Origin of the sequence: Arthrobacter sp. zg-Y895 (assembly GCF_020731025.1) — a bacterium.
Taxonomy (GTDB): domain Bacteria; phylum Actinomycetota; class Actinomycetes; order Actinomycetales; family Micrococcaceae; genus Arthrobacter_B.
Window position 1 is genome coordinate 520,714 of sequence record NZ_JAJFZY010000004.1, and the last position, 13,541, is coordinate 534,254.

The 13,541-nt window shown below is 66.5% G+C and carries 13 protein-coding genes; 4 read left to right on the forward strand and 9 right to left on the reverse strand.

Translation table 11 applies throughout. The features are described 5' to 3' along the window. Positions 1 to 85 precede the first annotated feature (85 nt). Complete coding sequence (locus tag LJ760_RS09120; protein ID WP_227921992.1) at positions 86 to 1,321, forward strand: MFS transporter; 1,236 nt, start codon at positions 86 to 88, stop codon at positions 1,319 to 1,321. 63 nt (positions 1,322 to 1,384) lie between these two features. Here the strand turns inward: LJ760_RS09120 and LJ760_RS09125 are convergent, their stop codons facing one another. Further along, positions 1,385 to 3,538, reverse strand: coding sequence for an ABC transporter permease (locus LJ760_RS09125; protein WP_227921994.1), 2,154 nt, complete (start codon positions 3,536 to 3,538; stop codon positions 1,385 to 1,387). Between the two features lie 155 nt (positions 3,539 to 3,693). Here LJ760_RS09125 and LJ760_RS09130 point away from each other — a divergent pair, with 155 nt between their 5' ends. Further along, positions 3,694 to 4,356 (forward strand): TetR/AcrR family transcriptional regulator, encoded by a 663-nt coding sequence (locus LJ760_RS09130; RefSeq protein ID WP_227921996.1) that lies wholly within the window; start codon positions 3,694 to 3,696, stop codon positions 4,354 to 4,356. Positions 4,357 to 4,373: 17 nt separating this feature from the next. On the opposite strand, the gene LJ760_RS09135 is transcribed toward LJ760_RS09130, so the two are convergent. The 3 genes from LJ760_RS09135 to LJ760_RS09145 form a co-directional block, all read right to left on the reverse strand. Further along, entirely contained in the window at positions 4,374 to 5,348 is a 975-nt protein-coding gene (locus LJ760_RS09135) for an NAD(P)/FAD-dependent oxidoreductase (protein ID WP_227921999.1), read from the reverse strand. A gap of 24 nt (positions 5,349 to 5,372) precedes the next feature. Further along, entirely contained in the window at positions 5,373 to 6,779 is a 1,407-nt protein-coding gene (locus tag LJ760_RS09140; protein ID WP_227922001.1) for a YhgE/Pip domain-containing protein, read from the reverse strand. A gap of 101 nt (positions 6,780 to 6,880) precedes the next feature. After that, positions 6,881 to 7,852, reverse strand: coding sequence for an NAD(P)/FAD-dependent oxidoreductase (locus LJ760_RS09145; RefSeq protein WP_227922004.1), 972 nt, complete (start codon positions 7,850 to 7,852; stop codon positions 6,881 to 6,883). A 160-nt stretch (positions 7,853 to 8,012) separates the two neighbouring features. Between LJ760_RS09145 and LJ760_RS09150 the strand changes: the two genes are divergently transcribed. Beyond that, the gene (locus LJ760_RS09150; protein WP_227922006.1) at positions 8,013 to 8,588 is read left to right on the forward strand and encodes a helix-turn-helix domain-containing protein; all 576 of its coding nucleotides are present in this window, start codon (positions 8,013 to 8,015) and stop codon (positions 8,586 to 8,588) included. Positions 8,589 to 8,654: 66 nt separating this feature from the next. Then, entirely contained in the window at positions 8,655 to 9,404 is a 750-nt protein-coding gene (locus LJ760_RS09155) for a MerR family transcriptional regulator (protein ID WP_227922007.1), read from the forward strand. Between the two features lie 130 nt (positions 9,405 to 9,534). Here LJ760_RS09155 and LJ760_RS09160 read toward each other — a convergent pair whose 3' ends face one another. Genes LJ760_RS09160 through LJ760_RS09180 form a run of 5 tightly spaced genes read right to left on the reverse strand, consistent with a single transcriptional unit; the run spans position 9,535 to position 13,525 of the window. Continuing rightward, complete coding sequence (locus LJ760_RS09160) at positions 9,535 to 9,996, reverse strand: NUDIX domain-containing protein (RefSeq protein ID WP_227922008.1); 462 nt, start codon at positions 9,994 to 9,996, stop codon at positions 9,535 to 9,537. After that, positions 9,953 to 10,477: an NUDIX hydrolase gene (locus LJ760_RS09165; RefSeq protein WP_227922010.1), complete on the reverse strand. Its 525-nt coding sequence runs from the start codon at positions 10,475 to 10,477 to the stop codon at positions 9,953 to 9,955. Before LJ760_RS09165 ends, LJ760_RS09160 begins: the two co-directional genes overlap by 44 nt. A 40-nt stretch (positions 10,478 to 10,517) precedes the next feature. Beyond that, the gene (locus LJ760_RS09170) at positions 10,518 to 11,552 is read right to left on the reverse strand and encodes a Gfo/Idh/MocA family protein (protein ID WP_227922013.1); all 1,035 of its coding nucleotides are present in this window, start codon (positions 11,550 to 11,552) and stop codon (positions 10,518 to 10,520) included. Positions 11,553 to 11,562: 10 nt separating this feature from the next. Further along, on the reverse strand, positions 11,563 to 12,459 hold the full coding sequence (locus tag LJ760_RS09175; RefSeq protein WP_227922014.1) for an ATP-binding cassette domain-containing protein: 897 nt from the start codon (positions 12,457 to 12,459) through the stop codon (positions 11,563 to 11,565). Between the two features lie 19 nt (positions 12,460 to 12,478). Then, positions 12,479 to 13,525, reverse strand: coding sequence for an ABC transporter permease (locus tag LJ760_RS09180; protein WP_227922015.1), 1,047 nt, complete (start codon positions 13,523 to 13,525; stop codon positions 12,479 to 12,481). Between the last annotated feature and the right edge of the window lie 16 nt (positions 13,526 to 13,541).

Below are 13,541 nucleotides of genomic sequence, written 5' to 3' on the forward strand. Positions count from 1 at the left end.
ACCTAACGGTAAATTTAGGCGGCCGCTTCCATTTTCGTACGCCGAAGGGACCATCATCAGCGACGCCCAGAGAAACAGCTCCACATTGACCGTCCTTTGGACAATCCAAGCTCTTCTCGCAATAGTCGGTTCCGCGTCCTCGCTGGCCGTTTCCCTGGTCCTCTTTGAAGACACCGCCAGTGCCGCGGTGCTGGCCGTTTCCACGTTCCTGGGATCGGCAGCCGCCATCTATCTGGCCCCGTTGATCGGCGGGCTGACCGACCTCCTTTCCCGCCGTACAGCCATCTGCGCGGTCAACATCACCAATGCCGGCGCCATGGCGGCCATGGCCTGGGCAACCATCATCCACAGCACGGCTCTGATGCTCGTTTTCGTCTTTGCCACAGCCATCTGTTCCACCGCCCTGGCCCTGACACTGCAGGCCTCTGTGCGGGTGCTGCGTACGGAGAAGGACCTCACCAAGGTCAACGGAATGCTCGGACTCATCGATTCGGCACCGGTGCTGCTCGGGCCGGTGCTGGGGGCTGTCCTGTATTCGCTCGGGATGCCCGTCGCGGTCTTTCTGGCCGACGCGGTATTGAGCGTTGCGGGGGCGGCGCTCGTACTGCTGCTCGCCTGGCCGGCAAAGGAAACCCGGGCACGGAATGTGCAGTATTTCGGCGGCAATGTGAAGGCCGGTTTCCGGTTCATCAATGAGCGCCGTGATTTACTGCGCCTACAACTCGCCTTTGCGGTCTACAACTTTGCGGGCGGCCTCTGTGTACCGGTGGTAATTGTTTTTATCCTCTCCTTCCCGGGCACCGGGACCCCGGAATGGAATCTTTCGGCAAGTAATATCGCCAGTGCACTGGGGCTGATGGCCGGCGCTGCCCTGGTGGCGCGGTTCGGCACCTCGGTCTCCCGGGCCAACCTCGTGTGCGGCTCAACGTTCCTGGGGTCACTGTTCGGCCGCGCGCTGGTGGTGGTGGCTCCCACGCTCTGGCTGGTCATCCCGGGAATGTTTCTCCGGAATGCGATGGTGCAGGTGACCAATGCGCCACTGTCGGCGCTGTGGCAGGAACGGACCCCGGTTCAGATCCAGGGCATCGTCTTCGGCTGCCGGCGGCTGCTCGGCCAGGGCCTCTTCCCGGTGGCAGTCCTGCTGGGCGGCGTGCTGGTGGATGTGCTGGCCACGGTGGATGGCATGAACCAGCTAGGTGCCGCCAAGGCGGTGCTCATCATTGGCGGAGCACTCGAAATCGGCTGCATTGCGTACATTCGCTATTCCCGGACCAGCAGGGTCTTCGAACCGGTAAAGGCCGAGCAGCCGGCGTCGGCGTAAGGTTCGCTTAAACAGCCAGGGGCCGCTGCAGCGCAGCGGCCCCTGGCGTACTTTCGACGTGGGTCAGACGCTTGCGGGAACCCGTTCCGGCTCAGCCGGGGCATCGCCGTCGACCGGGTGCCCCTCGGTGCGCGGCGGCTTGAAGTGGTCCATGACGGCCACTACGGCCAGCGAGGCCGCGCCCCAGATGCCGAGGGTCAGCAGGTGGGACCAGACGGTATCCGAGCCGAAGTACAGGATCGAGCGGATCGACTCGACGGCGGCCGGCATCGGCAGCACCTCGTGGAGGAAACGGAAGATTTCCGGTTCCATGTAGATGGACATCGCCGCTCCGGAGGCAGGTACGCCGAGGAACATCAGGATGCCGATCGTCGGGAGGATCGCCAGCATCCCCATGAACCGTTCGAAGACCGTGGTGAACATGGCGACGCAGAAGATGGCGACGGCACCGGCTCCCCAGAGCGGCAGGAAGTGCCCGTCGATCGCGCCGACGAAGACGTCGGCAATGACCCAGAGGAAGGCCGACATGCCGACGGCCCAGGCCGCGACGATGGGGAGCAGCATGCGCAGCGGACGGCTGGCCGGAGCCGCCGTCGAGCCGACCACAATGATCATGAACCCGGCCATGATCCAGCCCATGGCCAGGTACATGGTGGCCATGCCCATGGAGTCCGAATCCTTCAGCGGGGCAACATTGTCATGTGCCATTTCCATTTGCTGTCCCGCGGAGACCTGCCCGAACACCGAGGTGAGCACCTGCTGCTGGCTCATACCGCCGGCCTCGTTGGTGATCAGCGTAGCGGTGGGGGTTTCGGCCGAAGGCAGGATGTAGGCGCCGACAACCGTACGGTCCCGGACCTGGTCGCGGGCGTCGTCGGCGTTATCCATCGGACGCAGGTCAAAGAGCCCGGACATGTTTTCGTCGAGTCCGGATACTGCCTGCTCCGCCTGTTCCGCGGTGGAGCCGACGACGGCGACGGGCATGTCCCGCGGCGTCGGCTCGTACATTGCGCCCAGCATGAACGAGAGCATCATCGTGACCATCGCCAGCGGGAAGAAGGCCAAGGTGCCGTAGCGCCAGCGGCGGGTCTTCGGGCGCGGCCCGCCGTGCAGCGAGGCGACGTTGATTGCCGGCGGAGCCGCGTTCGGCTTGCGGCGGCGCTTGACTGCATCGAGGACGAGGGTGAGCAGCAGGGCCGCCACCGCCCCGATCACGAGCACCAGCAGGTGGGGCCCGGCGCCGTTGCCGTCGAAGTACAGGAACGAACGCAGCGATTCACCGGTGGCGGCCGCGGGCAGGAAGCTGTGGAGGTACGGGTAGAGACCCGGCATGGTGTGGACGGACATGCTCATGTTGGAGGCGGGAACGCCCAGCACCATCAGGAACAGCATGCCGGCAAGGACGGCCATCGGGCCGAGGATCCGGGTGAGGAACAACTGGACGCTGCCGACGGCGAAAACCGTCAGCCAGGAGATCCCCAGCACGGCGACGGAGTGTCCCTCGACGACGCCGAGCATCGGACCCGTCACGGCCCAGACGAGTCCGGCAATCAGTGCGGCCCAGCCGGCAAGCAGGGGAACGAAGCGGCGGAAGCGAAGCAACTCGGGTGAGTTGGAAAGGACCAGGCTCAATGGCATGTAACCGGCCAGCATCAGGGCCGTGGTCAGGAACATTGCACCCAGCCCGGCCATGTCATGGTCCGGCAGTGGGGCGAGGTCCTCGGCCTGCAGGGCCAGTCCCTGTCCGAGGACCTGCGGGGCCAGCAGTGCCGTGACGGTGCTGGACTGCGAGGCGCCGGCAGCACTTGCGGTATAGACCGAGGCGGTGCCCTCATTCAGCGACACTGCGCCCGAGACTTCACGGTCCAGGACCAGCTGGCGCGCTTCGGCGTCGGATCCCACCACTCGGACGTCGACGGCGTCGGGATCAGCGGCTTCCAGCGCGTCTGCGAAGCGGTCCGCCTGCGGGCCGGAACCCGTGACCACAATCGGCATGTCGTTCGGCGTAGGCGCGTGCATGGCGGCGAGGTAGCCGCCCACCAGCATGGAAACCATCAGCAGAGGCATCAGGAACATGGCGACATAACGGCCGATCTTCTCGGCCTTTGCCCGCTTGGCCGCGGCAAGGGCCTCGGCGTCCGACGACGGCGCCGGGGTTTCTCCTGCTGGATCCGTATCCGGCGGAGAACCTGGGGATGTCGGGGAAATACTGGTCAAGGACGTGCTCCTGTAGCTGAATTCAAGGGTGATGGTGCGAAGTGCGCGTCGACGCGATAGTCGAAGCGGGGTCTGTGGGACCGACTCGTCAAAATTACGCCATGTGGCGTAAATTGGGTAATTGAAGCAGCAGCAACGCCAGGACGAGGACATATATGGGACAGCACGGCGACAAGGCACGCGGAACCCTGCTCGATGCTGCCGAGGAGCTTTTTGCCCGGCACGGCATCGACGCCGTGTCCAACCGGCGGATCGCCGAGCACGCGGGAACCGCAAACCACTCCGCCGTCGCCTACCACTTCGGGGGGCGCGATGAACTGCTCGAGGCGTTGATCACCCGCCATCTCGAAGACACCCACCGCCGGCGTGCGCTGCTCCTGGAACAACTGGACGACGGCGCGGGTCTCCACGATTTGCTGGCCTGCCTGATCCTGCCGTGGGTGGACCATTTGGCGTCACTGCCCGTGCCGAGCTGGCGGGCGCGTTTCCTGCACCAGATGCGTGCGGTGCCCTCCATGGAGTCCGTGCTTCAGCGGTCGGCCGTGGCCAGCCCTGTCACCGAGGACTTGATCCGCCGGACCCAGGCCGCCGTCGGGGACCTCGCTCCCACTGTCCTGCACGGCCGTTCGTGGATCCTGGGCAACATGACCATCGGGGTCTGCGCGGAGTACGAGGCGCGCATCGAGGACGGAGCCGAGACACCGAACTGGACCGGGGTGGGCTACTTCCTGATCGATTCCTGCGCCGGGATGCTGTCCGCCCCGGTGACGCACCCCGGCGACTTCCTTCCGCAGCCCTCCCCGGTCTACCTGCTCTAGGTCTATCTGCTCTAGGTCTACCCGCCGGACCGGCCGGCCCTGGCAGCCGCGACGGCACGTTCCGTTTCTTCAGCAATCAGGTCCGCGTTGACGGCTGCCCCCGCCGCCAGACCTGCCGCTGCCGCTCCGGTCACCTGCATCGACGGGACCACGATATTTCCGGCTGCATAAACCCCGGGAACGGTTGTGGCTCCGGTGGGTTCTGCCGCCGGCACCGCTGTTCCGGCGAGCCGCTCCCCCACGAACTGTTCCACCGGTTCGATGCCCAGGTCCGCCAGATAGCCGGCACGGGCGTGCACCGGGGCAACGATCACCACTGCCTGCCGCTGCACCACTTCGCCCGAGGCCAGGCGTAGTCCGGTGAGCCGGGAGTCTCCCTCCACTGCGGTGACTTTGCCGGCAACCACCCGGATGCCGCGGGCGGCCAGCTCTTCGGCCTGCGCGCTGTCCGGCTCTCCCGCTGTGTGCAGAAACAGCCCAATGTCCTCGCTCCACTGCCGCCACATCAGCGCCTGATGCACAGCAGTCTCAAGGTCTCCGGCAAGAATCCCGATCTGCCGGTCCCGGACTTCCCATCCATGGCAGTACGGACAGTGCAGCACATCCTTCCCCCAGTACTGCGCCAGTCCCGGAATGTCCGGCAGGATGTCCCGTGCTCCGGAAGCGGCCAGCACCCGCCGGGCCAGCAGGGATTCCCCGTCGGCCAAGGAGACGAGGAACCGGCCGCCGTCGCTGCGGGTAACCGTGGAGACCGATCCGTCCAGCACAACGGCTCCGTAGCCGGCGATTTCGGCGCGGCCGGCGGCAGTGAATTCCGACGGCGGGGCACCCTCTAGACCCAGGTGGTTGTGCACGTGGGCGGCCGGGGAATTGCGGGGATCTGCTGCGTCAACCACCGCAACGGACCGGCGGGCACGCGCCAGGATCAACGCTCCGCTCAGGCCTGCCGCTGCGCCGCCGACCACCACGACGTCGTACTCGCCCGTTGCCATGCCCGCTCCTCGGAGAGTAGGAAATCAAGCCTGGGCCGGCCCCGGGACAAGCTCCGCCCGGCGTCGGCCGAACATGCGGTCATAAAGGACCGAGAAGACCATGGCCAGCACAACTGCTATCAGGATGAGAATGAGCATGCCGATGATCCCGCTCTGCAGGCCCGCGTCACCTTCGGCATCGAAATACAGCACCGCCCGGTTGGCCATGGTCATCTGGTAGAGCGGCTCGCCGCGGGCGATGAAAGCAAAGAACCCCGGCAGGGCCTCCAGCGGCACCACTCCGGTCGCGGCAGGCAGGCCCATAAACACCACGTAGATCAGCGAGAGCACCATGCCGATGCTGCCGAACAGAGTGATCAGCGCCGTGGTGACCGCCGACACCGTGACGATGGACAGCCAGGTCGTGAGGAAGAACCAGCCGCCCTGCGGAATCGGCATCCCGACGGCGGACGCCACCCACATCATCAGCCCAGCCGTCGGCAGCGCACCCAGGACGATGATGCCCCACTTGATCAGGTAGGTTTTCCACCGGGCAGGCTGCACCCTCGGCCCCAGGGCAAACCGCGGCCCCATTTCGACCGGCGCCACCCCGAGCCGCGAATCGACCAGGAAGTGGATGGCCACGGAACCACTGACGCCCACCACCATCAGCAGCACGGAGTAGAAAAACGCACCCATGCCAAGGGCGGAACCTTCCGGCGGGGTTTCATAAGCGGTGGTGGTGACAGAAATCGGAGCCCGGAGCAGGTCCGTCGAGGTGCCGTCCACGGTTGGTGCCACCTGCTCCTGCACCTGTGCCGGCAGGCCCAGCTCCCCGAGCTCGCGCTGTTGCTCGGCCCGGGCCTCGGTCTGGGCTTCCTCCGCGGCGGAGGTCAGCTGCTCCCCCAGGGCGGTGTTGGCCTGCTCGAGCGCCGGGTCGACGGCGGAGGTCGCCAGGCTGCTCGCCAGTGGCCCGGCCAACGGGTTCGAGTAGACGGTGATGGACGGCCGCGTAACGTCCGCGTCGCTCAGCGCACCGCTCACCAGCCCCAGGGCATCGGCCGAAAAGGACTCGGGGATGACGACGGCGCCGTGGATCTGCCCCTTGCGCAGCTGGTCCTGGGCGTCATCCCAGGACAGGACGCGCAGATCGATTTCGTCGTTTCGCGCGAAGCCCTGCTGCATCTGGTCGGTGATGTTCTGCCCGAGGTTCTCGCGGCTGCCGCCGCCGGGCGGCGTCGCGCCCCTGTCCTGGTTCACCACGGCCAGCGGAAAGTGCTTGAGGTGGTCCCCCGGACTGCCGAGACCGCCGATGTACAGGGCGGTGCCGGCACCGCCCAGCAGCAGAAGCACCAGCAGAGGCAGGAGCCAGAACCGGGGGGACCAATACGAGTGCCTGCCGTGTCCGCGCCCCTGGGGCCGGGAATCGGATTCCATCGCATGTGCCGACATGGACACACCTCCCAGCTGAGCCTGAGTCGGGATTCGTCCTACCGTTTGAGGGTAGCCGCCGAGCAGGGCTGCGGATATAGCAGTGCGTCCTTCTTCCTCCTCTAGGGCTGCCGTACAGCCCTGCGGGACAGGGAATCCGCCACAGCGCGTTCCGTTTCCTCGGCAATCAGGTCCGCGTTGATCGCAGCTCCCGCTCCCAGGCCCGCAGCTGCCGCTCCGATGACCTGCATCATGGGAACCACTACGTTGCCGGCGGCATATACGCCCGGGACACTCGTGGCCCCGGTTGCGTCGACCGGCACTGCCGTTCCGACGGAAAGGTTCCCCATCACCTGCTCCACCGGTTCGATTCCGAGGTCCGCCAGGTAACCGGCCCGTGCCTGGAGCGGGGCAAAGACAACAACGGCTTGCCGCTGCACCACTTCGCCCGTCACCAGGCGCACTCCGGTGAGCCGGGGCTCTCCCTCCACTCCGGTCACTTCACCCGGCACCGTCCGGATACCGCGGGCGGCCAGTTGTTCGGCCTGTCCGCTGTCCGGCTCTCCCGCTGTGTGCAGGAACAACACAACGTCCTCACTCCACTGCCGCCACATCAGCGCCTGATGAACCGCACCTTCAAGGTTCTTCGCGATGATCCCGATCTGCTGGTCCTGGACCTCCCAGCCGTGGCAGTACGGGCAATGCAGCACGTCTTTTCCCCAGTGCGCCGCCAGCCCCGGAATCTCCGGCAGGACATCACGTGCTCCGGAGGCCGCCAGCACCCGGCGCGCCACGAGTGATCCCCCGTCTGCCAGGCTCACCCGGAAGCGGCCGTCATCGCCTCGGGTCACCGTACTCACGGATCCGTTCAGCACCACGGCCCCGTAGCCGGTGACCTCGTCCCGGCCAACGGCGTACAGCTCCGCCGGCGAGGCACCTTCCCTGCCCAGGTAATTGTGCACGTGGGCCGCCGGGGCGTTGCGCGGATCTCCGTCGTCCACCACGGCCACGGTCCGGCGGGCACGCGCCAATGCCAGGGCTCCGCTCAAACCGGCGGCCGAACCGCCCACCACCACTACGTCATAGATTGCCATGCCTGCTCCTTCTATTCAGCCGGGCACATCGTCCGGTGCTGTTCAGCCAGTCTGCGGCGGTTGCTCAACGCGAGCAATTATTCTTGCCGGTCTGGCAAATCCTGGGCCTACCGGATCCCGATATACAAGGCAGCCGGCGCCATGGCGTAGGTTTGCTTGCGTGACCGAAGAATCCCTGTCCGGCATCGGAGACCGCCTGCGTTCCCTCCGGACGCAGCGCCGCACCACGCTCGCCAGCCTGTCCGAGACCACCGGCATATCGGTGAGCACGTTGTCGCGCCTGGAGTCCGGCCAACGGCGGCCTACGCTGGAGCTGCTGATGCCCCTGGCCCGCGCCTACGGGGTCACCCTCGATGAACTCGTCGCCGCTCCCCCCATGGGAGATCCCCGCGTGCATATGCGTCCCATCCGGCGGCACGGGGCGCTCATCATTCCCCTCACCCAAAAGGCCACCGGCATAGGTGCCTACAAGTACATCCTCCCGGCGACCGACCACCCCGCAGTTCCGGATCCGCGAACCCACGAGGGATACGAGTGGATCTACATCCTCAGCGGACAGCTGCGGCTCGTGCTCGGCGACGAGGAATTGATCCTGCATCCCGGTGAAGCCGCTGAGTTCAGTACCCGGCTGCCGCATTGGATGGCCAGCGCCACGGCAGACGCGGTGGAGTTCATAGCCCTTTTCGGACCCCAGGGTGAGCGGGCCCATCTACGCGCGCGCCCGTCGCCTGCCTAACCGCTGGCCCCTTGACCTTGCCGCAGCGTCAACTTCTAGGGTTGGTGGTGTCGAGAAGGAGCACACGTGGACTGGTCCATTGCGGACGTGGCGAAACTGGCCGGAACAACCTCCCGGACCCTGCGCCATTACGACAGCATCGGCCTGCTGGCCCCCTCACGGGTCGGCGCCAACGGCTACCGGTATTACGACCGGGCAGCCCTGGTCCGGCTGCAGCGGATACTGCTGCTGCGCCAGCTCGGAATGGGCCTGCCGCAGATCGGACAGGTGTTGGAAGGCCAGCAGGATGATGCCGCTGCCTTGGCCGAGCATCTGGTGTATCTCCAGGATGAGCAGGCCCGGCTGCAGACACAGATACGTGCAGTGCGCTCGACGCTGGAGGCACTGAAAGGAGATGAGGAAATCATGGCAGAGAAAATGTTTGAAGGCTTTGACCACACCACATACCGCGAGGAGGTGGAAGAACGCTGGGGCACGGAGGCCTACGCCGAATCCGACCGCTGGTGGCGTTCCCTGGACGACGCCGGCAAGCGCGGCTTCTCCGCTGAACATGCAGCACTGCAGGACGCCTGGGACGAGGTTCAGCGCCGGGGGTCGGCGCCTGCGAGCGCCGAAGCGCAGGAACTCGCGCGGAGGCATGCGGAATGGATCGCTGCCGGTACCCGGAAGGAGCCCGATCCGCAGATGCTGATCGGCATCGCTGAAATGTATGTGGCCGATGACCGCTTCGGAGCCAACTACACCCGTGAGTTCAACTCGGGTGCGCAGTATGTCCGCGACGCGCTGGTCGCCTACGCCCGGGGCCTGCAGGGGTAGTCCTTCCGCGCACGGCGTCCCACCGTTTGGTGCTGCTGTGCCTGATGGGGCCACACACGGCTCATCAGTCACGGATCGTGGGACGCTGTGTGCTTCTCTACACCGGCCATCCCCTCCGCCCCGACCCGGCTTATTCCCCCAGCATCCGCACCAGTGCGTCCAGCACCTGGACCTGCCCCTTGACCAGCTTGGTACGCGCAACGGACACCGGAAACCAGCCGGCCCGGTCGATCTCCGGGTACTCGCGGACGGTGCCCGATCCCCGCGGCCATTCCAGTTCGAATGTGTTGCTCTCGATCCGTTCCGGAGCAAAGTCCGCCTCCGCGGCGAAGACCGTCACGGTCTTTTGTGCCGACTGGCGGAAAGTGCCCAGCAGCAGATACTTGGCCGCCGGCGCCTGAGTTCCCATCTCCTCGGCGAACTCCCGCAGTGCTGCGGCCCGCGGTTCCTCCTCGGGCTGGTACTCCCCCTTGGGAAGAGACCAGGCATGCTCGTCCTTCCGCGCCCAGAACGGACCGCCCATATGGCCTATCCATACCTCCAGGCCTTCAGCCCCGCGCCGGTACAGCAGGATCCCTGCACTGGTAATCATGTACGTCTCCCCTCGGAGGCTCAGGCGTTCCAAACCCGAACGTGACAATGGGCGGCAGGCCGCTGCGCAAACGTTTGAAGACAAACCTCTCATGCGGGACGACGTCGGCGGGCAGGTCATCCAGGGAAAACCACTCCAGCCGGGCCGCCTTGCCGGGCTCCATGATGCGCGGCTCCCCCGACCAGGCGGCGCAGCGGAAGAAGAAGTCCACCCGCTCGTCCACGGCTGTCCCGGTGTCCTCCTGCGTGCGGTGCATGGACGTCAGCGGCACGACGTCGTCGGGCGCCACCGCTATGCCGAGTTCCTCCCGCGCCTCCCGCACGGCGGCCTGCACGACTGACTCCCCCGCCTCCACATGTCCGGCTGCGGCCGTGGCCCAGTAGCCGTCCATGTACCCGGTGCCCTGCCGGAGCTGCAGCAGCACCCGGTCCCGGCGCTGGAAGATGAGATAGCTGGCCGGCACAACCTGGAATCGGTTCAACAACGCGGGGTCCCCTCGGTCGGAAAGCTGGTGCCTCAGCCTAGCCGAGGTTCACCGGCAGGCCGGTCAGCAGCGACTCCTGCGCGGCATCGGCCACCCGGGAGGCCGCCACGGACTCAACAGGCGTGCAGGGGTTGTCCCGGCGGCCGAGGACCAGTTCCACGAAAGCGGCCATCTCCGCCCGGTAGGCCGCTTCGAAACGCTCGGCGAAGGAATGCGGCGGCCTGCCGGAGGGGAAATCGACGCCCGGTTCCGCGGAGCGGACCGCCATCGTGTCGTCCAGGCCCACCAGCAGCGTGGAGCGGGAGCCGGCAATCTCCAGCCGCACGTCATGTCCCGCCCCGTTGTAGCGCGCAGCGGACACGGTCCCTACCGTCCCGTCGTCGAGCGTGACGAGGGCCAGCCCGGTGTCGATGTCACCCACGCGGCCGATCTCCGGATCCCCCTTGTTGGACCCCACGGCATACACCCGGACAATCTCGCGGCCCGTCAGCCAGCGGAGGATGTCGAAATCATGCACGGAACAGTCACGGAACAAGCCGCCGGAGGACGCCAGGAACCCGACGGGCGGCGGCTCCATGTCCGAGGTCACGGCCCGGAAGGAGTGGACCCAGCCGAGCGCGCCGTCCTGCAGCAGCCGTTTCGCCGCCAGGTAGCCGGCATCGAAGCGCCGCTGATGGCCCATCTGGACGACGCCGCCGCGGGCCTGGACATACTCCAGCACCGGCAGGGACGCCGCGGTGTCCCCGGCAAGGGGCTTTTCGCAGAAGACCGGCACCCCTGCGTCCACCCCCATGCGCACGAGGTCCGGATGGGCGAGCGTGCCCGCGGCAATCACCAGCCCGTCAATCCCTTCATCAAGAAGTGCTTCCGCCGAGGGAACGGATGCGGCACCGAGGCGCTGGGCCACGGTATGCGCCCGCTCCGCGGCGGCGTCGGCGATGACCAGCTGCACCGGCGGAAGGGTTCCCTCCCCTGTGCCCAGCTCGGAGAGGTTCCGCGCATGCAGGGTCCCGATCCGTCCGACGCCGGCCAGCCCCAGGCGGATCGCGTCGGGTTCCTGCCGGGTCTTCACCGCCGTGCCGCTAGCCCCGGCCCGGTTCCGTGCCGCCGACTTCGGCCTCCACCTCGGCGACGACGTCGCCGTGGCCGCCAAGTGCCTCCAGCTCCTGGGCCAGTTCCACCAGTTCCTCGCCGCCGGCCATCTGGGTGGTCAGCTGGTCCAGGGTGATGTCCTGCTTGTTGTAGTAGCCGGTGGACCGGCCCCGCTTGAGGAGCAGGAACCGGTCTCCCACGGGATACGCATGGTGCGGATTGTGGGTAATGAAGATGACCCCCAGTCCGCGGTCCCGTGCCTGCAGGATGTACCGCAGCACAACCCCGGACTGCTTCACCCCGAGTGCCGCCGTCGGCTCGTCGAGGATCAGCACCTTGGCGCCGAAGTACACCGCCCGGGCAATGGCCACGCATTGCCGTTCGCCGCCGGACAGCTGTCCGATGGGCTGCTCCACGTCGCGGAGGTCGATGCCCATCTCCGAAAGCTCCTGCTTGGTGATCTTTTTCATCCGCGCAACGTCGAGCCGGCGGAACGGTCCGGCGCCGGTGGTCAGCTCCGAGCCCAGGAAGAAGTTCCGCCAGATCGGCATCAGGGACACGACTGCCAGGTCCTGGTAGACGGCGGCGATGCCGGCGTCCAGGGCCTCCCGCGGGGAGGAGAGCCGCCGTTCCTCCCCGGAGATGGTCAGGATGCCTTCATCGTGCTGGTGGAGTCCGGCCACGATTTTGATCAGGGTGGACTTGCCGGCGCCGTTGTCGCCCAGCACGCAGGTGACGCGTCCGGCGTCGACCGCCATGGTGACATCGCGAAGGGCAATGATGTTCCCGTAGTGCTTGCCCACATGCTCCAGGGAGAGCAGGTGTGCCGGTGCGGTGGTCCCGGCGCTGCCCGCGGGGGCATCGTGTTCAACTCCGGTGCTGTCCATGGTTCCCTCCGTCTTCTCGCTACTGCTGCTCTGCCCGGCGTTTGACCATCAGGTTCACAACCGTTGCCAGCAGGAGCATCAGGCCCAGGAAGAACTTGAACCAGTCGGGGTTCCACTCGGCGTAGACAATGCCCTTGTTGGCCATGCCGAAGATGAACGCGCCGATGGCCCCGCCGACCGCGGAACCGTACCCGCCCGTCAGCAGGCAGCCGCCGATCACTGCGGCAATGATGTAGAGGAATTCGTTGCCGATGCCTTCACCGGACTGGACCGTGGAAAAGGCGAAGAGGTTGTGCATGCCCAGCACCCAGGCACAGAATCCCACGCCCATAAACAGGCCGATCTTGGTTTTCACCACCGGCACCCCCACGGCCCGGGCAGCGTACGCGTCACCGCCGGAGGCGAAGATCCAGTTGCCGATCCGGGTCCGCAGCAGGATCCAGGAGGCCAGTGCCACCAGTGCAATCCAGATGAAGACGGTCACCCGGACTTCCACGTCGCCGATGGTCAGCGAGGAGGCAAAGACCGCCCGCCCGGATTCGAAGCCGTCCATCGTGGAGATGGACGGTGTTGATACGCTGCCGCCGATGGCGCGGGTGAGTCCGAGGTTCAGCCCGGTGAGCATCAGGAAGGTGGCGAGGGTGACGATGAAGGACGGCAGCCGGGTCTTCACCAGGATCCAGCCGTTGACGAAACCCACACCCAGGGACAACAGCAGTGCCAGTCCCACGCCCACCCAGACGTTGGTGGCGAAATACCAGCTGAAGAGCGAGGCCATCAGCGCCGAGCTGATCACGGCCACGCCCGCCGAAAGGTCAAACTCCCCGCCGATCATGAGCAGGGAAACACCCACGGCCATAATCCCGATGGTGGAGGCCCCGTACAGGACGGTGGCGATGGATCCCGGCTGCAGGAACACCGGTGCCACCAGGGAAAAGAACACGAAGAGCGCCACTGCCCCCACCAGTGCGCCGATCTCCGGCCGGCCCAGCAGTTTGGCCAGCGGGCCTTTGCCGGCGATCCGTTCATCCGCCGCCGGAGCCGTCACGGTAGCTGTAGTTGCCATCTCGGCCTTCCTTTTC